The organism is Streptomyces sp. NPDC036764, from assembly GCF_055609385.1.
Genome location: NZ_JBVJPT010000022.1, coordinates 60073 through 81113 on the forward strand (window position 1 = coordinate 60073; position 21041 = coordinate 81113).

The 21041-nt window shown below is 69.0% G+C and carries 19 protein-coding genes, 1 pseudogene and 1 CRISPR repeat array (1 of these 21 running past the window's edge); of the genes and pseudogenes, 12 read left to right on the plus strand and 8 right to left on the minus strand.

What is annotated here, in order from left to right; all coding sequences use genetic code 11:
• Positions 1 to 844: a CRISPR direct-repeat array (repeat unit 29 nt; unit sequence GTGGTCTCCGCGCGAGCGGAGGTGAGTCG); it begins 955 nt to the left of the window's first position.
• A 1131-nt stretch (positions 845 to 1975) separates the two neighbouring features.
• From ACZ69Q_RS43630 to ACZ69Q_RS43640, 3 genes are all read right to left on the minus strand, one after another.
• Entirely contained in the window at positions 1976 to 2827 is an 852-nt protein-coding gene (locus ACZ69Q_RS43630) for an IS5 family transposase (protein WP_471054050.1), read from the minus strand.
• 470 nt (positions 2828 to 3297) lie between these two features.
• Positions 3298 to 3837: a GNAT family N-acetyltransferase gene (locus ACZ69Q_RS43635; protein WP_471054051.1), complete on the minus strand. Its 540-nt coding sequence runs from the start codon at positions 3835 to 3837 to the stop codon at positions 3298 to 3300.
• Complete coding sequence (locus ACZ69Q_RS43640) at positions 3834 to 5117, minus strand: XRE family transcriptional regulator (protein ID WP_471054054.1); 1284 nt, start codon at positions 5115 to 5117, stop codon at positions 3834 to 3836. Before ACZ69Q_RS43640 ends, ACZ69Q_RS43635 begins: the two co-directional genes overlap by 4 nt.
• A 241-nt stretch (positions 5118 to 5358) precedes the next feature.
• Here ACZ69Q_RS43640 and ACZ69Q_RS43645 point away from each other — a divergent pair, with 241 nt between their 5' ends.
• The 7 genes from ACZ69Q_RS43645 to ACZ69Q_RS43675 all read left to right on the plus strand — a co-directional run bounded on the left by ACZ69Q_RS43645 (position 5359) and on the right by ACZ69Q_RS43675 (position 14331).
• Positions 5359 to 5805, plus strand: coding sequence for an ATP-binding protein (locus ACZ69Q_RS43645; protein ID WP_471054057.1), 447 nt, complete (start codon positions 5359 to 5361; stop codon positions 5803 to 5805).
• A 223-nt stretch (positions 5806 to 6028) separates the two neighbouring features.
• Positions 6029 to 6217, plus strand: a complete 189-nt coding sequence (locus tag ACZ69Q_RS43650; RefSeq protein WP_471054060.1) for a hypothetical protein — start codon at positions 6029 to 6031, stop codon at positions 6215 to 6217.
• Between the two features lie 187 nt (positions 6218 to 6404).
• Positions 6405 to 6584 carry an FxLD family lanthipeptide gene (locus ACZ69Q_RS43655; RefSeq protein WP_016825826.1) on the plus strand — a complete coding sequence of 60 codons (180 nt, stop codon included), beginning with the start codon at positions 6405 to 6407 and terminating at the stop codon, positions 6582 to 6584.
• 217 nt (positions 6585 to 6801) lie between these two features.
• The gene (locus tag ACZ69Q_RS43660) at positions 6802 to 9756 is read left to right on the plus strand and encodes a lantibiotic dehydratase (protein WP_471054064.1); all 2955 of its coding nucleotides are present in this window, start codon (positions 6802 to 6804) and stop codon (positions 9754 to 9756) included.
• Positions 9753 to 11027: a lanthionine synthetase C family protein gene (locus ACZ69Q_RS43665; RefSeq protein WP_471054067.1), complete on the plus strand. Its 1275-nt coding sequence runs from the start codon at positions 9753 to 9755 to the stop codon at positions 11025 to 11027. Before ACZ69Q_RS43660 ends, ACZ69Q_RS43665 begins: the two co-directional genes overlap by 4 nt.
• 21 nt (positions 11028 to 11048) lie before the next feature.
• The gene (fxlM, locus tag ACZ69Q_RS43670; protein WP_471054070.1) at positions 11049 to 13130 is read left to right on the plus strand and encodes a methyltransferase, FxLD system; all 2082 of its coding nucleotides are present in this window, start codon (positions 11049 to 11051) and stop codon (positions 13128 to 13130) included.
• An 88-nt stretch (positions 13131 to 13218) separates the two neighbouring features.
• The gene (locus ACZ69Q_RS43675; protein ID WP_471054073.1) at positions 13219 to 14331 is read left to right on the plus strand and encodes a hypothetical protein; all 1113 of its coding nucleotides are present in this window, start codon (positions 13219 to 13221) and stop codon (positions 14329 to 14331) included.
• Positions 14332 to 14461: 130 nt separating this feature from the next.
• Here ACZ69Q_RS43675 and ACZ69Q_RS43680 read toward each other — a convergent pair whose 3' ends face one another.
• Positions 14462 to 14602 carry a hypothetical protein gene (locus ACZ69Q_RS43680; protein ID WP_471054074.1) on the minus strand — a complete coding sequence of 47 codons (141 nt, stop codon included), beginning with the start codon at positions 14600 to 14602 and terminating at the stop codon, positions 14462 to 14464.
• Positions 14603 to 14976: 374 nt separating this feature from the next.
• On the opposite strand from ACZ69Q_RS43680, the gene ACZ69Q_RS43685 reads away from it, so the two are divergent.
• On the plus strand, positions 14977 to 15846 hold the full coding sequence (locus tag ACZ69Q_RS43685) for a sulfatase-like hydrolase/transferase (RefSeq protein WP_471054077.1): 870 nt from the start codon (positions 14977 to 14979) through the stop codon (positions 15844 to 15846).
• 18 nt (positions 15847 to 15864) lie between these two features.
• Entirely contained in the window at positions 15865 to 16308 is a 444-nt protein-coding gene (locus tag ACZ69Q_RS43690; RefSeq protein ID WP_471054079.1) for an NUDIX hydrolase, read from the plus strand.
• 72 nt (positions 16309 to 16380) lie between these two features.
• Here ACZ69Q_RS43690 and ACZ69Q_RS43695 read toward each other — a convergent pair whose 3' ends face one another.
• Complete coding sequence (locus ACZ69Q_RS43695) at positions 16381 to 16551, minus strand: hypothetical protein (protein ID WP_471054081.1); 171 nt, start codon at positions 16549 to 16551, stop codon at positions 16381 to 16383.
• A gap of 65 nt (positions 16552 to 16616) precedes the next feature.
• Between ACZ69Q_RS43695 and ACZ69Q_RS43700 the strand changes: the two genes are divergently transcribed.
• Together ACZ69Q_RS43700 and ACZ69Q_RS43705 are read left to right on the plus strand one after the other, a co-directional pair.
• The gene (locus ACZ69Q_RS43700; RefSeq protein ID WP_471054173.1) at positions 16617 to 17687 is read left to right on the plus strand and encodes an IS630 family transposase; all 1071 of its coding nucleotides are present in this window, start codon (positions 16617 to 16619) and stop codon (positions 17685 to 17687) included.
• 100 nt (positions 17688 to 17787) lie between these two features.
• A pseudogene (locus ACZ69Q_RS43705) lies at positions 17788 to 17970 on the plus strand (CGNR zinc finger domain-containing protein); the annotation flags it as partial.
• Positions 17971 to 18115: 145 nt separating this feature from the next.
• Here ACZ69Q_RS43705 and ACZ69Q_RS43710 read toward each other — a convergent pair.
• The gene (locus ACZ69Q_RS43710) at positions 18116 to 18415 is read right to left on the minus strand and encodes a hypothetical protein (RefSeq protein ID WP_471054083.1); all 300 of its coding nucleotides are present in this window, start codon (positions 18413 to 18415) and stop codon (positions 18116 to 18118) included.
• Between ACZ69Q_RS43710 and ACZ69Q_RS43715 the strand changes: the two genes are divergently transcribed.
• Positions 18402 to 19070: a hypothetical protein gene (locus tag ACZ69Q_RS43715; protein WP_471054086.1), complete on the plus strand. Its 669-nt coding sequence runs from the start codon at positions 18402 to 18404 to the stop codon at positions 19068 to 19070. The two genes, ACZ69Q_RS43710 and ACZ69Q_RS43715, sit on opposite strands and share 14 nt — an antisense overlap.
• Positions 19071 to 19812: 742 nt before the next feature.
• On the opposite strand, the gene tpg is transcribed toward ACZ69Q_RS43715, so the two are convergent.
• A complete protein-coding gene (gene tpg, locus ACZ69Q_RS43720; protein WP_471054175.1) occupies positions 19813 to 20370 on the minus strand; it encodes a telomere-protecting terminal protein Tpg in 558 nt (185 codons plus the stop codon).
• Complete coding sequence (locus ACZ69Q_RS43725; RefSeq protein ID WP_471054089.1) at positions 20262 to 20942, minus strand: type III effector protein; 681 nt, start codon at positions 20940 to 20942, stop codon at positions 20262 to 20264. Before ACZ69Q_RS43725 ends, tpg begins: the two co-directional genes overlap by 109 nt.
• Positions 20943 to 21041 lie beyond the last annotated feature (99 nt).

Here is a 21041-nt window from a genome sequence, read left to right on the forward strand (position 1 = left end):
GAAGTCGGAGCCGACCACGGTGTGGTCTCCGCGCGAGCGGAGGTGAGTCGTCGGTGAAGCCGGCTGCGTGGAGTTGGCGGATGTGGTCTCCGCGCGAGCGGAGGTGAGTCGGGATGACGCGCCGTACGGTCTTCTGCGTAGGCGTGGTCTCCGCGCGAGCGGAGGTGAGTCGGCGTTCACCAAGAAGATCACGCATCCGGCGTCGTGGTCTCCGCGCGAGCGGAGGTGAGTCGACCCGCATGACGGCCCCAGTGTGCGCGAAGCAGTGGTCTCCGCGCGAGCGGAGGTGAGTCGCCGGTGTTCAGTGCCGGGAACGGATCGCCATCGTGGTCTCCGCGCGAGCGGAGGTGAGTCGCCGGGCCCGTCCTTCTGCTCCACCCACGAGCCGTGGTCTCCGCGCGAGCGGAGGTGAGTCGCAACCCGTGAATCGCACCCAGCGGCGTCGGCAGTGGTCTCCGCGCGAGCGGAGGTGAGTCGTTGGAAGGCTGCGGCGCGGGACGGGGGGAATGGTGGTCTCCGCGCGAGCGGAGGTGAGTCGCGGGTGAGGGGTTCGAGCCTGTCCGTGAACGCGTGGTCTCCGCGCGAGCGGAGGTGAGTCGGCGGCCAACCAGTACGTGAACACCTTCAACACGTGGTCTCCGCGCGAGCGGAGGTGAGTCGCGCATGGCCGCCAGCCCCATCCGGTTCTTCATGTGGTCTCCGCGCGAGCGGAGGTGAGTCGCCGTACCGCGTTCCAGAGATCAAGGATCAGGTGTGGTCTCCGCGCGAGCGGAGGTGAGTCGCCGTAGTCGCTGAACGCCTCAATCATGCCGGTGCGGTCTCCACGCGAGTGGAGGTGAACCGGCCGCGAACCGCCTCTGTTTGTGGCAGTTGTCTACTCTCCGTGGAGGCAAAAGTGAACCACAGTCTCGGATCGGGTAGAGGGCGTTGCGCTTGCCTTCTCCGCCTGAGCAGAGGTGAATGGGTGATCCGTCCGCTGTCGCGGTGGTGGAAGGCGTCTCTTCGGCTCAGGCGGGTGCCGTCTTCTCCCCGCGAGCGGAGGTGGCCCGATCGTCTGGTTGATGAGGTTCTGGAGAGGCATCTGCTCTCCGCGCGAGCGGAGGTGAGCCGTCCGGCTTCTACGAGCAGATCCAGAAGAACCGGTGGTCTCCGCGCGAGCGGAGGTGAGTCGTCTTACTCACGTGATCACCTCTCAGGGCAGACGTGGTCTCCGCGCGAGCGGAGGTGAGTCAGTGAGACACCGCCCGGTCCGAGTTCTGCACCCGTGGTCTCCGCGCGAGCGGAGGTGAGCCGTGGTTCCCCGAGGCCACGAACCCTGGCTGCGGCGGCCTCCGTGTGAGCGGAGGTGAGTCGCGGGATTTCTCCGTGTGAGCGGAGCTGAGTCAGCCCCGCTGGCGGCTTACTGCCAGCACGGAGAGTGCTCTCCGCGCGAGCGGACGTGAAACGGTCACCGTAGTGACGAGTACAGCCACGGCCGAGTGGTCTCCGCGCAAGCGGAGGTGAGTCGACCTTCAAGCCCGCCACGCAACGGATCATCGAGCGGTCTCCGCGCGAGTGGAGGTGAGTCCTCCTTGTTGATACCGCGACCGTCCGTGTGCCCGCCGAGGCGGGGTGGTTCGCCGCGGTCAGGTCGCTGGCTCTTGCTCACGCGCCGACGGCAGTGGTGGTCCGCAGAGCATGTTCCCCCTGCTCGGCTTGAGTGGTGCTCCTCGCCAACGCCGGGGTCGGTAGACACGAGCCACTGTCCTTCCCGCCGCTCGTGGGCCCGCGATCGACCCACCCGACGCCACCGCAAGCTATGACGGCCCACACAGGGGTCGGCCCTGGCCGTCCGCCCTTATAGGAATCAGCGCGTGTTGGTTACCTGGGCCACCAATGCCAGAAGCGGACACGACTGGACCAACAAGCATCCAGACTGACAGTCACATCATCGACCGCTTCTGTTAGGACCTCTTAGAGAGCATCTGATCAATGTTCAGGTCGCTCTGCCCGATTCGCCGGTTTCGATTCGCCAGGTTGGTGTGGATTCTCCGGTGAGCTCGCGGCTAGTTTTGTTAGCCATGGCCCAGTGGACCATTGCGCGGGATCGCTGGGGCAGTGCTTCGTAGTCCCGGACGAGGCGCCGGTGCTGCATCAGCCAGCCGAACGTTCGCTCGATCACCCAACGTTTCGCCTGGGGTTGGAATCCTTTGGCGGTAGGCCGTTTCACGACCTCGACGTCGATTCCCCTTGCGGCTCCGTGCTGGAAGACGCTGTTCTGGTATCCGCCGTCGGCCCAGACCTTGGTCACGCTGGGATACGAGGCGGCGAGCTCGTCGATCAGGCGTTTTCCGCCGGTGGAGTCGTGCACCGAGGCGGCCGTGACAATGACGGCCAGGACCAGGCCGAGCGTGTCCGTGGCCACGTGACGCTTACGCCCTTTGATTTTCTTGCCGGCGTCGATGCCCTGACTGACCTCAGCGACGTTCGCGGAGGTCTTCACGCTCTGGGCATCGATCACCGCAGCCGACGGTGCCGCAGCCCGGCCCTGCGCACGGCGCACCTTGGCGCGCAGCAGATCGTGCACCCGCTGCGTAGTGCCGTCCACTTCCCACTTCGCGTAGTAGTCGTAGACGGTCTTGTACGGAGGGAAGTCGTGCGGCAGGTACTCCCACGGGATACCCGTGCGGTTGACGTAGAGGATGGCGTTCACGATCTCTCGCAGATCATGCACCCGCGCCGCCGTTCCCGGACCGGTGCGCGCGGCCCGCCATGCCACGAACACCGGCTCGATCAACGTCCAGCGGGCATCAGAGACGTCACTGCGATAAGGGCGGCGAGAACTCACGAGACACGCAACGACCCACCGTCGCCACGGTCACTGCGAACACCCCAAATCACCTGCAAACCAGATCAGTTGCCCTCTTAGGCGAGGCTGTCCAGGTCGTCGGGGCGAGTGAGGTGGGAATGACAGGCGTGCGAGAGGCCCAGGTGGCGACGGGTAGTGCAGCCGTGTTGCTCGAGGTAGTTGGCAAGGCAGAGCACCGGCGTGGATGGATGCTGTACGGGGGTGCCGGCAGGCGTGGGGCCCAGGTGGTCTCCGTTGCGGCCGCAGGGGGTGACGCGACTCAGGGGAGCCGCTTGCCAAGCACCTGTTCGGCGATTCCGGCATATGCCTTCTCAGCCCAGTCGTCGGTGAACTGGTTCCAGTCGGTGTTGTGAGGATAGTCGGGGGCGGCGTCGGTGAGGGAGGCATGCCGCAGGCGAAGGGGGCCGCCCGCGTGCAGGCGGAATCCGTCGGGCTGTTGACCGGGCCGATCATCGGCTCGCTCGGATCATCACAGTTAGCACCGGAGAGGCCGGTGACGGCTGACTCTGTCCGATGTCCTGATACCCCCACGACATGTAAAGGGCGTGGACCTTTCCGTCGCCGGCGGCCGGGTTGACCATGAGCGTGACGTATGGCTCGTCGCGGGTGGCGAGGAGGGCGTTGTGGATGCGGCGGGCGGTGCCGGTCTTCCGCCAGGTCGGGCGGACGCCGATCTCCTTCAGGGCCACGGCCGGGCGCTCGGTGTACTTCTCCGCCGGCGTCGGGCTGGTGCGCTGCCAGTACCTGTCGCCGTGCTCGATGGTGTTGCCGTAGGCGTAGCCGACCGGATGCCCGTCGGCGTACGCGAGGACGGCTGTGAAGCCCGGCTCGGTGCCGTGCCGGTCCAGGCGCTCACCGAACGCCGTGACGGCGTAGTTCGGCAGGTGAAGCAGCGGGGCGCGCACGTCGGCGTACACGTCGAGGAGGTCGCCGCGGGCGGTCTCGAGGGTGGTGAACGTGCGCAGTTCGATGGCGGGCGCCGTGGTCATGCGGCCATCCTCCAGGTGGCGGCGTGCTCGGTCCAGGTCTGCACGCTGGGGCTCCCCGGCGCCGTGGCGCGGAGCGCGGCCCCGAACTCCTGCAACATGCGCGTCACCCGGGCGTGCTGGGTGGCGGCTTCGGCGGGGACCTTCATCGCGGTGGTCGTGGCGGCGTCGGGGGCGCCCTGGGCGAGCTGGGTGTGGGCGAGCCGGGTCGTGGTGATGGCCCGGGACCGGATCATGTGGGGCCGGAGGGCGGACAGGCAGCGGTGGGCGTGGTACTCGGCGGTGGAGTAGTCGCCGAGCGCCAAGTGTGCGGAGAGCGCCAGGGAGTCCAGCTCGGCCTGGTCGTAGAAGGCGAGCATCCACACCGGCCGGTAGTCGGCGGGGTCGGCGCGCAGCATGGCGTCCTGGGCCTGATCGAAGGCGCGGCGGGTGCCGGTGCGGTCCTGCGCCGTGCCGTGGATGGCGCCCTGTCGGGCCAGGCCGAGGGACGCGAACAGGGGGTCTCGGCGGGTGAGGTGCAGGTTGCGGGCGACGTCGTTGGCGGCGAGCGCGTCGGCCGGACGACCCATGTGGCGGTACATGGTGCCCGCGTGGCTCCAGATGCGGAACTTGATCGCCTGGTCGCCGGACATCTCGGCGAGGGCCTGGGCCTCGCGCATGTGAGCCTTGGCGACGTCGTAGCGGCGGCCGTCGATGGCGGCCCACATCGCGGAGGAGCGGAAGGCGGCTGCGGAGGCGTAGAGGTTGCTGCGTACGCGCTGGGTGGCGCTGCCGGCGTTGTGGAGGTTGAGTGCCTCGTCGGCGAGGGCGGCGGCCCGCTGTTCGATGCCGAGTTGTCCGCCGTGGCGGTGGTCGCTGGCGATGATCTCGGCGAAGCGCTTGTTCAGGCGGTTGACGTCGCTCATGCCGATACGGCGCGGCGATGCGGTACCGGGTGCGGCTGCTGCGGCGGCTGCCGCAGCAATGCTGCCGACGAGGGTACGGCGCTTCATGTCGGGGTCCTCCTGCTGCGGTGGGGCCGGGATGGACGAAGGCCGGCCCCGTGGCACGAACCCTAAAGCGACGGCGGGTAATCCGGTGACGTCCTCAAGTGCCTTGCGGGCGGCCGCCTTTGGCCACATAACCCTGCCCGCCTTCCACGCCCGCACCGACGAGCCGTCGAGTCCTCCAGGGCGCCCGGTCAACCGTTCAATGGCCCTGTTCACGGCCTCGGCGAGGCTGTTGGAGCTGTAGCCGTGTTCGGTCATCCACGCCTCAAGAACGGTGTTGCGGGTGGTGTCCATGCGGGCACGGTAGCCCGCGCGGTCCACACCCGCCAGGTAAAGGAGAGGTCAAAACGCCCTAGGTCGGTCCGTCGACTGAGCACCTGAACGCCCTAACCAACCTGCTGGGAAAGGGAGTTGTCTGGGTGCTGGTCGCCCGACGAGCCCCACCGTGCGGGCGGCTGTTGACGGCCCGGCCCGCCCCTGAGGTTCCCCCGCAGGGGCGGGCCGGGCGCCGAGACGACACGAAGGCTCCACCCCAATGACGAGTCTGAGAACACCAGTTGAGGCCCTCTCCGCCGGCCACCCGACGTACAGCCAGACCTTCCCGTGCAAGCCGTCCACGGCCGAGATCGGCCGCGACCTCGTCCGAGACGTCCTCGGTGTGTGGCACCTCGACGGCCTCGCCGACCGTGCCGCGCTGATCGTCACGGAGCTGATCGCGAACGCCTCCCGGCACACCCCATGTTCCGAGATCCGCCTCACGGTTGCGCGACCGGACGCGACACGACTGCGTGTCGGGGTCGTGGACCGGGAACCAGCGCGTCTGCCCATACTCAGCCAGGCGGCTGACGACGCCGAGTCGGGCCGCGGACTGCTCCTCGTCGATGCGGTCGCCGACCGCTGGGGCTATGACCTGCACGGCTCGGGCAGACGCCCCTGGGGCAAAGAGGTCTGGGCGGAACTCCGCACCGGGGGCGGCGAGTGAGCATCCCGGCCACGGCACCCTCGCCCCTTCCGGACCTCGCCCGACTCCGGCCCCGCCAGCAGATGGCCATGGACTGCGCCCTCTGCGCCTGGCCGCTGGGAGCGAGCGGTCGACGGCTGGCTGAGATACGCCAACGGGGCCTGCCGTTCCAGCTCTGGGCCGGCGCTCCCAACTGGCCGCCAGATCGACCATCCCGACCAGCTGAGAAAGGGGACGTCCCTCCATGGAGTGGCCGTGGATCACCGGTGATTGCTGGCTCGGCTGCGGGCGTACCGGAGTCCTGGTGATCTGGCTCGGCCCGGTGCAGTGGGACGGGCAGCACGCCCCCTTCTACGCGTGCGAGCCGTGCCTCGTTCGCCTCAAGGCACAGGCAGTCGCCTACTTCATGGACCGGCGGCCGGCATCCGCTTGATCAGACTCACGGCACACGACTTCCCGGCGTGAGGCAGGCAGCCCGCGAGGACCCTACGCGGAGCACGTCCCCTCGTGCCGGGCGGCCAGGAGCCGTCCGGGGAGCAGCCGTCTGGCGACGCTCCCGTGGCGGCACCTGGTGGGCGCTCCAGCCCAGTAACACCACAACGATTGCGAGGAGTTGAAGCATGACGCGCAGCACCGTAGTTCCCAGCCGCACCGAAGTACGCCCGCAGATCCCGGGGGCATCGGACGGCTTCGACCTGGACGTCTCCCTCGTCGAGATCGCCGACCCGGCGGGCCTGGTCAACCTGACCGACGACAACTGCGGGTCCACCTGCGGCGCCTGCACCACCAACGTCGCCTGACCCGGCCCCCAGGTCACCCCGGTCTGGTGCCGCCGCGTCTCCGCGCGGCGGCACCAGCCGCCCGCCCCCTCACCTACGGAGGTACTTGGTGATTGCTCCGCCTGCAGCGTTCCGCGCCGGTTCCGCTGCTCTCGTGCGTGCCGTGGCCCGGCCCTCGCTGCCGATACCTCCATGCCCTGACCTCGATGACCGCTCGCCCAGTGGTTCGTCTGCCCGCGTGGCGTGGCTACGCGCGGTCTGGGCGAACAAGGACGTCACCGAGGCACTCCAGCACTCCAGCCCGGTCCTGGCCGCGCAAGTAGGGGCCCTGTGCACAGCCGAGGATCCCGCCCTTCGGGATGTGCAGCGCGCCGCGCTGTCCGTGGTCCGCTACCTACTCCGGGCGCAGCACCGAGCCACACCCTTCGGCCTGTTCGCCGGCGTGGCCACCGCGGAGTTCGGCCCGCAGGCGCGGGCCGACTGGGGCGACGCGCACGTGGCCGTCGGCCGCGCGGGGGCAGAGTGGCTGGCGGCCCTGGTCGCACGACTGGAGTCATGCCCGGACCTCCTCGAACGGCTGCCCGTCGCCATCAACAACACCGTGACGTACCGGGGAGACCGGCTCATCGTGCCGTTCCAGCCCGACGTTCAGGACGACCGGACTCGCGCGGTCGAGGCGTCTCTGGCCCTGACTGGACCCGTGCGCGCGGTCCTGACCGCGACCCGGGCGCCGATCCGGTTCGGCACCCTCGTGGACAAGCTCCAGGCGGAGTTCCCCGAGGCCAGTCCCGAGAAGGCACGTCAACTGCTGGCGGAGCTGATCCGGCGGCGGGTACTGATCACGGGCCTGCACGCTCCGAGCACCGAGACCGACGCACTCGGGTATTTGATGGGCCAACTCGACGCGAACGACGCCGGTAGCCTCGCCCCGGTCGCGGAGACCGTACGCGAACTCCACGCGGTCCGGGCGGGCCTGGAGGAGTGCGCCACGCACGGTGGCCGGGACAGCGTCGCGGCGCGGATGCGAGACCTCGTCCCTGGCCTGCGTCGCCACCCCGTCGCGCTCGACCTCCGCCTGGACGCCCAGATCGTCCTGCCGGAAGCGGTCGCCCAAGAGATCGAGCGGGCCGGTCTCGTCCTGACCCGCTTGAGCATCTGCCCGTACGGGACCGCTGCCTGGAACGAGTACCACCAGCGGTTCTACGAGCGGTACGGCATCGGCACGATGGTGCCGCTCGCGGAGGTCGTCGCGGACAGCGGCACCGGCTATCCCAACAGCTACCCAGGCGCTCCGGCCAGCGCACGCAGGCCCCGCGTCTCCGCTCGGGACGACGCCCTCGTACGGCTGGCTCAGGCCGCCGCGCTCGACGGCCGTGACGAAGTGATCCTCACGGACGAACACATTGAGGCCCTGGACGTGGGTCCCGATGAGCCACGGCTGCCGCCGCACTTGGAGATCGGAGTGCAGGTGCACGCGGACAGCCTGAAGGAGTTGCAGCGCGGGCAGTTCCGGCTGGAGGTCATGAGCGTGTCCCGAGGCGCCGGCGTCTCCACGGGCCGATTCCTCAGCGTGCTGGCCCCCGCCGACCGCGAGGCCCTGGCCGCCGAGCTTGCCGACCTCCCGGCCGCAGACGGCAACACCATGCCCGCGCAGCTCTCTTTCCCACCCCTGCTCTCCGAGAGCGCCCACGTCACCCGCTCCCCACAGGTGCTACCCACCGTGATCAGCCTTCAGGAGCACCGCGCCCCGCAGGACACCGTCCTGACCCCGGAGGACTTGGCTGTGGGTTGCGACGGCCGCCGCATGTACCTCGCCGCCCCTGAGCGAGGCCACCGCGTGGAGGCCGTCGGGATGCACGCGCTGAACCTCCACACCCACACCCCGCCACTGGTGCGGTTCCTCACCGAACTGTCCCGCGCCCAGTGCGCGCAGGTCACCGTCTTCGACTGGGGCGCCGCAGCAGCGATGCCGTTCCTTCCACGTCTGCGGTACGGCCGGACCGTGCTGGCCCCGGCCCGCTGGCGGCTGGAAGCGTCCGAACTGCCCGGCCATGCCCGTCCTCGGGCTGAGTGGGACGTTGCGCTCAGCGACTGGCGTGCCCGGCGGAGGCTGCCGCGCCACGTCCATCTCGTAGAGGACGACCGGCGCCTCTTCCTCGACCTCGACGAGGCCGGCCATCGTGCGCTCCTGCGCAGACACCTCGACCGTACGCGCCTGGCCGTACTCGTCGAGGCCCCGGAACCAGAGGCGTACGGCTGGTGCGGCGGGCGAGCCCACGAGGTCGTGGAGCCCCTCAAAGCAACCAGGCCGTCGACATGGCCGCCACTGCCAGCCCCCAGCCGGGCCCGTGCCCTGTCTGCGGACCAGATGCAGACGCCTGCCTCTTCCTCGGTTCTTCTGGCCGCCCTCTACGGTGACCCCCGCCGCCAAGACGTCTTGCTCTCCCGGCACTTGCCCGGCCTCCTCGAACAGCTCGGCAACCCGCCGTGGTGGTTCATCCGCTTCCGAGACCCGGACCAACACCTCCGCGTACGCATCGCCCTCCCCGACCCGGAAGCCTTTGCCGGCACGGCCCGAACGGTAAGTGCCTGGGCCGACGAGCTACGAAGCATCGGCCTGCTGGCCGACCTGCGCTATCCCACCTCCTACCGGGAGATGGGCCGCTGGGGCTCCGGCGCCGCATGGGAGGTGGCTGAGGAGGTCTTCCGGGCGGACTCGCGCGCCATCCTGGCCCAGCTCACGCAGCCACAGCGCCCCGGACTGCGCACGCTCGTGGTGGCCCACACCGTCGCCATCGCGTCCGCGTTCCTCGGCAGCACCGCAGCCGGGATGCGGTGGCTGGTCGACCACATCCCGCCGACAGCCCCCGCTCCCGTTCCACGCCCGCAGTTCACCGATGCCGTACGGCTCGCCGACCCGAGCGACGACTGGGCGGCCCTGCGCCGTGTCCCGGGCGGGGACGCCATCGCGTCGGGATGGGCCGACCGGGATACGGCGCTCGCCGCGTACCGGCCGCACCTGCCCGGCCCGGACACCCAGGGCATCGCCGTCGACGATGTCCTGACCTCCCTGCTGCACGTCCACTTCGTGCGCCACGTCGCCGTGAACTTCCCGGAGGAAGAGGTGTGCCTCTACCTGGCTCGTGCCGCCGCCCTGGCCTGGACCGCTCGCACCAGGGCGAGGGCCTCGTGACCGCCCACCCCGCGCTCGGCCTGGTCGACGCCATCGCCGCCCGGCTCGCCGACCCCGACACCGTGCCCCTCGGCTCCAGGCTGCTGTCCTCGGACCGGCAGCATCTTGCTTACGGCCCGCCCGGAATCGCGCTCCTGCACATCGAGCTGGCCGCTAACGGCCGCGGCCCGTGGCACCGCGCCCACGACTGGCTCACCGCCGCCTCCCGGCAGCCGGTCACCAGCGGCTCGGACAGCCACCCGTTCTACGGAGTGCCCGCCTTCGCCCATGCCCTGAGCTGTGCCGCCGACCACCTTCCCGGCTCCTACCAGCGCGCCCTCGACGCGATAGACGGACAGATCGCAGTCGACGTCAGACGCCGTCTCGACGCCGCACACCGCCGCATCGATGCCGGACGACTGCCGCAGCTCGCCGAGTTCGACGCCATCCGGGGCATCACCGGATACGGCGCCTACCTACTGCGCCGAAACCCCGGCAGCTCCACGATGCGCACCGTTCTCGACTACTGCGTGCGCCTCACCGAACCGATCACCCACCATAGCGAGACCCTGCCGGGCTGGTGGGCGAAGACCGGGCCCTCGGGCAGCCCGGACGACCGATTCCCCGGCGGGCACGCCAACACCGGTATGGCGCACGGCATCGGCGGCGTGCTCGCGCTCCTGGCCCTCGCCGCTCGGAACGGCTCCGTCATCAACGGGCACCCTGCAGCACTGCGCACCATCCTGGCCTGGCTGGACCGCTGGAAGGAGAAGGCCGACGGCGGACCGGTCTGGCCGTACTGGGTCACTCAGGGCGAGCTGCGCAGGGGGCGTCTCGTCCCGTCAGCCCCCAGGCGGCCTTCGTGGTGCTACGGCACGGCCGGTCTCGCCCGCGCCCAGCAACTTGCCGCGCTGGCCCTCGGCGATGCCAGCCGCCAGATCGCGGCGGAGAACGCGCTCGTGGCCGCCCTCACCGATCCCGAGCAGATGAAGGCCACGACGGACAACGGCCTCTGCCACGGGTTCGCGGGTCTCGCCCACGCTGCCGCGCGTACGGCAGACGACGCCCACCCCTCGACAGCGGGAAATCTCCGAGCCGCGATCCCGGCCCTCCTGGCTGCGGTCACCCCACCGGACACCGACCCCGAACTCATGGCCAAGGCGCTCATCCAGGACGAGGAAGGCGGCCCCGGCCTACTCGACGGCGCCGCCGGCATAGCCCTGGCCCTCCTCGCGCCCAGCACCGCCGCACCACCCCGGTCCGCCTGGGACGCATGCCTCCTCATCGCTTGATCCACCGACCGAAGGACCTCTATGCCTCCCGACCACTGGCAGCAGCACAACATCACCTTCATCGACCGCGAGATTGCCCGGCGCACCATCGCCGAACGCCTCGGCCCCGCCCTGATCGAGGCCGAGGCCGACGGGCAGCTCACCGGCTGGTGGTTCATGAACAAGCAGCCCTGGCCGCTGCGTTACCTCGCCGACAAGCCCTCACCCGCTATTGAGTCGCTCCTGAGCGATCTCATCGACGACGGCGTGGCCGTGTCGTGCCTGCCCGGCGTCTACGAGCCCGAGACCGACGCATTCGGCGGACCCGAGGCCATAGACGCAGCTCACGAACTGTTCCACAGCGACTCCCGCCACCTGCTCACTTACCAGCCGAGCCCGGTGCACTTGGGACGCCGGGAGACCGCCGTCCTGCTGGCGAGCGTCATGATGCGCGGTGTTGGACTCGACTGGTTCGAACAGGGCGACGTATGGGCGAAGGTGGCAGCTCTTCGACCGGTCACCAATCCACCACCACCCGAACGAGCCGCCGAACTGGCTCCGGCCATACGACAGCTCATGACCGCCGACGCCAACAGCCTCTGCCGCCCGGGTGGCCCACTCCACGCGCACGAGGAATGGGTGACCGCCTTCGAACGGGCCGGAGCCACGCTCGCTGACCTCGCAGGCCGCGGCGCTCTCAGCCGCGGCCTGCGAGCCGTCATTGCCCACCACGTGATCTTCCACGCCAACCGCGCCGGTCTCCTCCGGGACGACCAGAGCGCCCTGTCCTACATCGCACGAGAGGTAGTCATGGGAACGAGTGACAGTACCGCGTCGCCCACCGAGGCACCGGCCGACATCGATAGCGTCAGCGCGGTGAACACCGACACGATCACCACCCCCACGGCGGACGCCGAGCGCCTCCGCAACGCCCTGGTCGACCAGCTCCGTGCGGACGGACACGCCCGCACGCCCGCCGTCGAGACCGCGTTGCGGACCGTGCCCCGCCACGTGTTCGTGCCCGCGGCGTCTCTCGAAGACGCCTACGCCAACGCACCGGTCCACATCAAGTACGACACCGACGGCACGTCCATCTCCTGCGCCTCCCAACCGGGTGTCGTCGCCCTCATGCTGGACCAGCTCGACGCCCAGCCCGGCGAGCGCATCCTCGAACTCGGCGCCGGCACCGGCTACAACGCCGGCCTGCTCGCCCACCTGGTCGGCGACACCGGACACGTGACCACCCTCGACGTCGACGACGACCTCGTGGAGGGTGCCCGCACGCACCTCGCCGCCGCCGGAATCACCAACGTCGAGGCCGTGACCCGCGACGGGGCACTCGGCTACGCCGAAGCAGCGCCGTACGACCGGATCATCGCCACCGTCGGCGCCCACGGCGTACCGCACGCCTGGCTGCAGCAACTCGCCCCCGGCGGCCGGCTCCTCGTCCCCCAGCGCCTCAAGGGCACGGTGTCCCGCTCCATCGCCTACGAGCAGCGTGACGGCCGGTGGGTATCCCTCGGCAGCGAGATGAACACCTTCATGCCGCTTCGGCGGGGCATCGCTGACGACGACCGCCGAGTGATCCCGCTCAGCAGGGACGGCGCCGTACGACTCCAGGCCCCCGCCGGGCTCAGCATCGACGCCGATGCCCTCGCAGGCGTGCTTGACCAGCCGCGCACCGAGGAGTGGACCGGCATGACGGTCCGCGCCATGGAGTCGCCGGAGTGGATGGAACTATTCGTCACCTGCTCCCTGCCCTCCGGCCTGATCCGGATGCTGTTCCCCCAGAGTGCCAAGGGCACTCTGCTGACCGAGGACCCCTACCCCTCGTCGACCGCGGTCGTCGACAAGGGGGCCGTCACCTACCTCGCCCGGCGCCTGTCGAAGGAGAAGACCCCCGAGGGCGACAAGCTCTGGGAGTTCGGCGTCATTGGCCACGGCCCCGGCAGCGACGAACTGGCCGCGAAGGTTGCCGACGCCATCCGTACCTGGGACAGGGAGTACCGAGGCCGTGACGCCACGTTCGAGATCCAGCCCCTCGACGCCCCCGAGATCGAGCAGCGCCCCGGTCTCTTCGCCCTCGACACGCCGCTGAACCGCATCGTCGTCGACTGGCGATGACGCCCCACGCGTAGCGGACGGTGCCTGCCGGCATATGGCTGGCGGGCACCGTCGCCTCAGCAGTCGTCACTCCCGACCCGGGGGATCCATGGATCCACACGGCCCCATAGCCCAGCGTTTCCCGCTCGTCGCCCGATTCCGACCCGCGTGCCTGCCCCTGCCAGAACGTGTACGCGCACTCGTCGATCTGGCCGACACCGCGGTGGAAGAGACCAACCAGGGGCTCGCATCGGCCGTCTACAACCAGGCCGCGCTCATTGCCTCCGATCTCGACCTCCCCGACCTCGCCCGCGAGATGTGCCACCAGCACGCTGCCGCCTACCTTCATGCCTGCCCCCTGCCCGGCATGAGCGCGATCCGAGGACTGGAACCGGTCGTCAATCTCGCTCGCCTCCAGATCCGCGCCGGCCACGCCGATGAGGGCCGTCAGCGACTCCTCAACCTGTACAAGGCCGTTGAGACGGGCACAGCCGCCCGGTTCGAGGGCGTCAACGTACCTGCGGACCTCACTGCGAGTGGCGAAGACCGCCAGAAGGTTCGCGCGTGGCTGTGGCGCGTCCTCCTCGCAGACGGCACGCGCACCCTCACCACTGAGGGGCGATGGGCCGAAGCTCTGGCGCACATCGAAGCCCACCATGGCATCGGAAAGCGGATGCTCGACGGTCGCCAGGTCGCCGTACTCGCCGCCCTCGTTGGGGGTGACACCGCATGGGCCGCTGTCCTCCTTGCCGATACGCTGCCCGGCGACCCATGGGAACAAGCCGTCACGGCATGCCTGACCGTTCTATGCCGTCGCGACGCCGGGCAGCCGATCGACGGCCACCTGGCCGACCTGGTGACGGCCTACTCCGGACGGAAAACCGAACCCGGGATGACCGTCTTCGACACCCGGCTCGGACTTACAGTCCTCGACACGATCGGGTCCGCCGAAGCGCTCGCCGCGCACCGCATCGTTGAGAACGTCCACCGCAGGACGACGGACGCCGAGAACGGCTACGCGGCCCGCGAGAGTTTGGCTCACCCTCTGTTCACCGCGATCGCCACGGACCGGCAGGTGCAGGACTGCCGCGCGCTGATGCACGCCTGCGCCCTCGGCGCAGGGATCCTCCCGGTCGAACTGCGACGAGAACTGACAGCGGCTCTGCGCACAAGTGGCAGCGTGATTCGGGAAAGCCTCGCCGGTACTCCGGCTGCACAATGATCACCTCGTTCGCGCGACGCAGTGTTGACCGTGTGCATCTTCCGATTGCGCACGCCGCGGAGCGTTGAGGTGTGCGGTCCAGCAGCCGCGCGCAAGCGGGGCTGCTACTGCTGAGCGTTTGCGTGGTGAGTCAGCGCGTGCCGCGCCGCTCGAAGTCGTCTGTCTGCACGGCGTTGTAGTCCGCCGTGAGCGGCTTGTTGTGCTGCGCAGTGATCCCACGGGCTGCGCACTCCTGCGCGACGACATCGAGCGGAGGGCTCTCGCTGGTCACGCTGTTCAGCCCAGAGGGGGTAGACGCGGAACGGCGGGAGGTAGCGGCGCAGGGTGGACGGACTGAAACGGTCTGTAACGTTTTTGTCTGCGAGGTAGGCGGAGAGCTGCTCAGCCTTGGGTTCTTCGCCGTGAGTGGTCTGGTATTGCGTCCAGGCTAGGAAGTAGCGGTCCACGGCGGTGAGGGCAGTGAGGTCCGCGGATGTACATGCCGTATCCTGCTCCGCGTCTCCGATCGCGGCGTTCACCCGGGAGGTGCGCCTGTCACGACTGCTTGGGTTCCCGGGCCGGACGCCTGCGTCACCGGATGGGTTTCCTCTTCGGTAGGTCCTCCTGCGTTGGCTGCCGGGGTGCGAGGGCATCTGTCGCGAGCGGTTGTATTTCGTCGAACTCGCGTTGCTGAAAGGCCCGGACGAAGTCCTCAAGGTCTTCGCCTGTGATGGGCTGGCCGCCGACGCCGGTGATCTGATCCCGTTTGTAGACGTAGTCAGCGAGGGCCGTGGCGTCGGGGTATGCCCCGCGCTCCTGCGCGTAGGTGAGCCAGGCGCTGTAGATGTAGTCGCCCCACCCGTCATCCGGCCTGCTCGGCCTCGGGCTCAACTTGGGCTGAATGCGTGCGGCGCTGCTGGAGGACTTGCAGCAGGGGCGCCAGTTGCTCGTCGGTCAGCGGCCTGCCGGCCGCAGCCGCCCCGCTTGTGGGAGTGCCGCCCGCCCGCTTTCAAGACCGTCGATCCCGGCACCTTCGTATTCGACGCCCCAAGCCTTCTCGCCGGTCTCGCCCAGCACGGCTACCGCACCGTGTGCGTCGGAGGTGTCACCTACTTCTCCCGGCAGACGCCGCTCGGATCGGTTCTGCCGGACATGTTCGCCGAAGACCACTGGCGGCCCGAATTCTGTTCCCCCGAACCCGACTCCACACGCCACCAGGTCAACCACACCCTCGACATAGCCGGCCAGCACTCCTATGAGCCGCTTTTCCTGTTCGTCAACGTCTCTGCCACTCACGTACCCCACAGCCACTACATCGGCGAAAGCAGCGATTCATGGCAGTCCCAGGCCGCGGCGCTCGCATACGCCGACGAACACCTCGGCCGCCTCATCGGCACACTCACCAGCGAAAGAAGGTGGCTGATCATCCTGTGTTCCGACCACGGAGACGCCTTCGGCGAAGACGGCTACCACGGCCGAGGCATCGCTCACGCCACGGCGCTCAACGTGCCCTATGCGGCTTGGCTGACAGAGTAGGCCGATACGATCCCGGCCATGACCGACGCATCCCGGCGGGAGGCGTCACGCGACGCCTCCGTCATCGTGGCCCGTGACGCAAACGGCATGGTCGCCGTTCTGACCGCCGACTTCCCCCAGCACGGCGGCGAATACATGTTCCTGCCCGGGGGACGCCGCGAGAGCAGCGAGAGTCCGGAAGAATGCGCGCGGCGCGAGCTGCTTGAGGAAGCCGGAGTCACCGCTGTCTCCTGGCATCCCCTCGGCTCATACGGCATCACCCTCAACTCCCCAGCCCGCATCCACCTCTTCCTGGCCCAGGGCCTCACACTCGGCCCGCAACAGCTCACCCCCACCGAAATCGGCTTCAAGCTCGCATGGTTGCCGATGCCCGACGCCATTGCAGCCGCCGTCGAAGGACGCTTCCTTCTCCAAGGGGGTCCCCTGGCCCTACTCCTCGCCCAGCATGCATCGGCATCATGACCTCGCGCGCGGCTCAAGGCGGATCGGCCGGTGCAGTTCCCGCGGTGACGGCGTGGTGGTCGTGGTGGTGGTTCAGTCGAGGCTGTGCGCGATGGGGTGCAGCGGCTGGTACAGGGGCAGTTCACTTCCGCTGGGGAGGCGTACGGCGGTGAGGCGTCCCCACCGTTCCTGGGTCACCTCGCCGATGCGCTCCGCGCCGCGATGTGCGAGCTGGGCGAGTACGGCGTCGAGGTCGTTGCACATCAACGAGCTAGTGACGTGAGTCAGAGGTTCGTCGTTGGTTTGGTGTGAATCGTCGTGGACCGAAGATCCCGCCGTTGTCGGTAACGGATGCCCGGCGGGCTGTGCTTGAGGGGTGGGTGCGCCGCCGGTCGACTGCACAAGCCCTGGCCCTGCGGTCCCGGATCGTGCTGGAGTGCGCCCAGGGCCACTCGATCATGGAGGTGTCACGGCGGCTGAAGGTCGCTCCGGACACGGTCCGTACCTGGCGAAGGCGCTTCCTCGACCGCAGTCTGGACGGCCTGGCTGACGAGCCCAGGCCAGGTGTCCCCAGGAAGATCACTGACGCCGATGTGGAGCGGGTCATCGTCAGGACGCTGGAGGAGAAGCCGGCGAATGCCACACACTGGTCGACCCGGTCGATGGCGGCGGCGACCGGGATGTCCCAGTCGGCCGTCTCAAGGATCTGGCGTGCGTTCGCCCTGGCTCCGCACCGTTCCGAGACGTTCAAGCTGTCCACGGACCCACTGTTCATCGACAAGGTCCGCGATGTGGTCGGTCTCTACCTCGACCCGCCGGAGAAAGCTCTGGTGCTGTGCGTGGACGAGAAGTCGCAGATCCAGGCCCTGGACCGTTCGCAGCCGGTGCTGCCGATAATGCCCGGCGTCCCCGAACGCCGCAGCCACGACTACGTCCGGGCCGGCACCACCACCCTGTTCGCGGCCCTGGAAGTGGCCACCGGCAAGGTGATCGGTTCACTGCACCGCCGACACCGGGCCGCCGAGTTCAAGAAGTTCCTGACCAAACTCGACAAGGAAGTGCCCGCAGACCTCGCCGTCCATCTGATCCTGGACAACTACGCCACCCACAAGACACCCGCCATCAAGAAGTGGCTGCTGGCACATTCCCGCTTCCACCTGCACTTCACACCCACCGGATCATCGTGGCTGAACCTGGTGGAGCGATGGTTCGGCGAACTGACCAGCAAGAAGCTCCGCCGCGGCGTCCACCGCTCAGTCCAAGCCCTCGAGCGTGACATCCGAGCCTGGCTCACCGACTGGAACGAACACCCAAGACCCTTCGTCTGGACGAAAACCGCCGACGAGATCCTCGACAAAGTCGCCACCTACTGCCAGAGAATCTCCGACTCACGTCACTAGGCTCTGTCCGGCGGATGTCGGGCAGCAGGGCCCGGTCGCCATGGTCGAGACGGTGCAGCCTGTCGCGGCGCGCGATCAGGTCTTCGATCCGTTCGGTTACCGCGAGCGGCTGCGCGCCTGCACCGCACCCCGCTGCGTGCGCTACTTCGTCAGGAGCCACGGGCGCCAGGAGTGGTGCAAGCCGTCGTGCGGAAACCGTGCGAGGGCGGCTGGGCACTATCGGCGTCAGCGGATGAGCGCGGAAGGCGGTGCAGAGGGCTTCGGCGGTTCTGCCCAGGTGTGATCACTGGGATCGGTGAGCCTCGCGGCCGGCCGAGACGGCGGACCGAACCGGGTCGATGCCGGACGCTGATGCCGGAAGGCCCCCCGGAAAAGACCTCCCGGGTACAACTTTCGGCACGACGTAGCGGTCACACGGGCGCCACATGTCACATGCACAGCCCGGTGATTCCGCTTATCCCGCCACCGTTGAGGCCACACATGAGATTCCGCATGAACTCCCACTGTACGGCGGTAGTCTCCGCCCTGATCCCGGCGGTTCTGCTGTCCGGCGCGACGGCGTACGCCGCAGAGTCCCCGACCGCGACGAGTACGCCCACGGCGACGTCCGCGCCCACAAGCACGCCCACGGAAACCACCGCACCGACCTCCGTACCCCCGACCGCCACGCCGGGCACCCCCAGTTGCGTGCGAGAGTTCTTTGAAGACAAGTGCGTGTACTTCGACATCACCGGGTTGCCCCGACGGGTCGACGCGGGCGACGGCTGGCATGAATTCACGATCATGGTCCGGAACAGACTGTCGACAACGTTGGACGACGTCGACGTGACACTCATCAAACAGGTGGAAGACCTCACGCCCGTGATGCCCGGTGGGGACCAGAACTCCGTCGACCTTCAGGCCAGGGACCGCAGTTCCGGGCAATGGCGGGACGTGGTCTTCCCGCAACCCAACATTATTGCCAGCCACTACGTCACGACCGACCTGGTGGACGGCAAGCCCCTGACGATCCTGCTCCGCGTCCGCGTCGACAAGGACTTCCCGTTCACTGTGACGGACGGCGACCATATCGGGGGCGTCTACATAGGCGTCAGGACGCGCCGACCGGCACCCAGCCAGCCGGACACGCGCTGGGAGGGCTCCCTCTGGTCGGGCTTCTCGGTTTTCAAACCCGGTACGCACACCGGTGAGACGACGAGTTCCCCTACACCGAACGGCGGCAGCACACCGGCGGGTGGGAGCGCGACACCGACAGGCGACGCCCTCGCCGAGACCGGTACCTCCTCCGACCTCGCGCTCCTGGCTGGTGCCGGCGGCGCAGCTCTCGCGGTCGTCGCCAGCGCGGTGTACGCCGCACGGCGTCGGAGGCCCACCGGGGCCTGACCCGGCAGAAGAAGATCGCTGCGCTTCGGGCTGCTGCCCGCGTGCCGCCTGTGCGGCCTTCTACCTCGCGTTCTTCGTCCTGTACCTTGCGGCGGCGGGTGGCTTCCTCCGCGCGGCGGCGCCGGTCTTCCGCCTCGAGCTTCTTGCGGCGGCGTTCGGCCTCGGCTTCCTGCTCCTTCTTGCGTGCCTCGGCTGCTTCCTTCGCTTTCTCCTGCCGCTGGCGCATCTGCTCATGTTCGGTCTGTGCTCGCGAGGACTGCTTCGAGGTCTAGGAACAGCGAAAGCCATGACAGCCAGCAACCAACCTGCTAGCCACACCACAACAGCCGCTTGGTCACCCCATGACAGCAACCAAAAACCAGCACCACGCCCACTACCAGGACATCCACACCGCAATTCCGCTGACGCCCACCCGCTGCAACCCCACCGCCCAATCACAGGCGTGTTAACCGTCGTCGTCGCCCTGTATCACCCGGTGCTTGGAGGGGCGATAGGCGTCGGCGTCGTCGTTGTTGCCTGCTCAACGAGCTGATGGGCGGGTAACCGCCAGCCATCCGAACCTTGCGGACACGCGAGGGGCCCGGCCTGCCTCTCTCACGCCGGACTCGCGGGTCAGTGACCGGCAGGCCGTGGCGTCGTTGTGCATGGCGTCGCATGTATGCGCGTCCGACCCCCGCGGATGCGCGAGCGAGCCCCGGACCGCACCGATCCGGGGCTCGCAGGCTGCTCGGGGCACCGACTGCTACAGCTCGAACTCCAGGTGCTCCACGTCCGTGAACCGCACCTCTTCCAGGCTGCCGGCCCGGCGGCCGCCGTCCTGGAAGTACACCTCCTTGAGCGCTTCAGCCGCGATCTCGTTGAGTTCGCGGTCGCTGGCGCCGGCCTCCTGGGCGTCGAAGAGGCGGGCCGCGTACTGCGGGGGCAGGGCGACGGTCAGGTGCCGGATGCGGGACTCGTCTGTGGAGCCGATGGGCGCGTCGTAGCCCATGCGGGCGCGGGTGTCGATGACGATGCCGCCCGTGGCCGCCGCCTTCTCGCGGGCCTTGGCCCTAATCTGCGGCTGCCACCGCTTCTTCACCTCTCGAGCTGATCTTGGTGGGGCGTCTCCCTGGCTCTGGTGCCACTGCGGCTGGGCGAAGCCTGATGCGCAGGGTTGGCCGCGGATCGCGGGAAGGTCCCGAAGCGGGGAGATCAGGCCCGGTTCTGGCGCTGGTTGCCGCTGTGGCGGCGGAGTCGGTCGGTGTGGCGGGTGAGGTCGTCGACGCGTGCGGCGAGGCCGGGGTGGCCGGATGCCAGATATATGTGCGTGTCGGTCAGAGGGCTGATGAGGGCGGCCGGGTCGTTGTCGGCGAGAGCGGCGGTGAGCTCGGCGAGCGGGGTGCGGGCGGCGGCGGGGAGGTCGGTGAGTGCGGTGATCTGGCCGGCGAGCTGGCGCAGGCTGGCGGCGTTGGCGCGGGCCCAGGCGGTGACGGTGCGGTCGGCGGCGCGGCGGTCGCGGGTGGCCTGTACCCGCTGTTCGCCCGTGGAGCCCGGGTTGCCGGGGCGTACGCGCAGGTAGCGGCGTTCGGCGGCCTGGCGGCTTGAGACGCCGAGGGGGTGGGCGAGGTCGGCCCAGCTGGCGCCCGCCTCCCGTGCGGCTTCGATCAGGCCCGGTTCCCATTCGGCGAGTTGCTCGCGTGCTTCTCGCAGCAGCAGGAGCGCGGCGAGTGCCTGCTCGGATCCGGCTCGGTCGGGCCCGGTGCGCGTGCCGTCCGGGGTGCTCTGGGCGGTGTGCAGGGCCTCGTGGATCGTGTTCAGCGCCGCGGCGGCGGCGAGGAAGGATGCCGGCGTGAGACCGCGGGCGCGGGGGGCGGGCTGATCGTCCCTGGTCATCTGGCCTCCATCACATGCTGTCGTCATCCCGATGACTGTCGGGTTGTCATCGCTTGGATGACATGTTACAACGATGGCAGGTGAACGCATTGGCACCCT

Coding starts and splice junctions, on each gene's coding strand:
- ACZ69Q_RS43635 (WP_471054051.1), bottom strand. CDS start 3,837: ATGACCACGGCGCCCGCCATCGAACTGCGCACGTTCACCACCCTCGAG.
- ACZ69Q_RS43640 (WP_471054054.1), bottom strand. CDS start 5,117: ATGGACACCACCCGCAACACCGTTCTTGAGGCGTGGATGACCGAACAC.
- ACZ69Q_RS43645 (WP_471054057.1), top strand. CDS start 5,359: ATGACGAGTCTGAGAACACCAGTTGAGGCCCTCTCCGCCGGCCACCCG.
- ACZ69Q_RS43650 (WP_471054060.1), top strand. CDS start 6,029: ATGGAGTGGCCGTGGATCACCGGTGATTGCTGGCTCGGCTGCGGGCGT.
- ACZ69Q_RS43655 (WP_016825826.1), top strand. CDS start 6,405: ATGACGCGCAGCACCGTAGTTCCCAGCCGCACCGAAGTACGCCCGCAG.
- fxlM (WP_471054070.1), top strand. CDS start 11,049: ATGCCTCCCGACCACTGGCAGCAGCACAACATCACCTTCATCGACCGC.
- ACZ69Q_RS43675 (WP_471054073.1), top strand. CDS start 13,219: ATGGATCCACACGGCCCCATAGCCCAGCGTTTCCCGCTCGTCGCCCGA.
- ACZ69Q_RS43690 (WP_471054079.1), top strand. CDS start 15,865: ATGACCGACGCATCCCGGCGGGAGGCGTCACGCGACGCCTCCGTCATC.
- ACZ69Q_RS43695 (WP_471054081.1), bottom strand. CDS start 16,551: ATGTGCAACGACCTCGACGCCGTACTCGCCCAGCTCGCACATCGCGGC.
- ACZ69Q_RS43710 (WP_471054083.1), bottom strand. CDS start 18,415: ATGTCGAAGTACACGCACTTGTCTTCAAAGAACTCTCGCACGCAACTG.
- ACZ69Q_RS43725 (WP_471054089.1), bottom strand. CDS start 20,942: ATGACCAGGGACGATCAGCCCGCCCCCCGCGCCCGCGGTCTCACGCCG.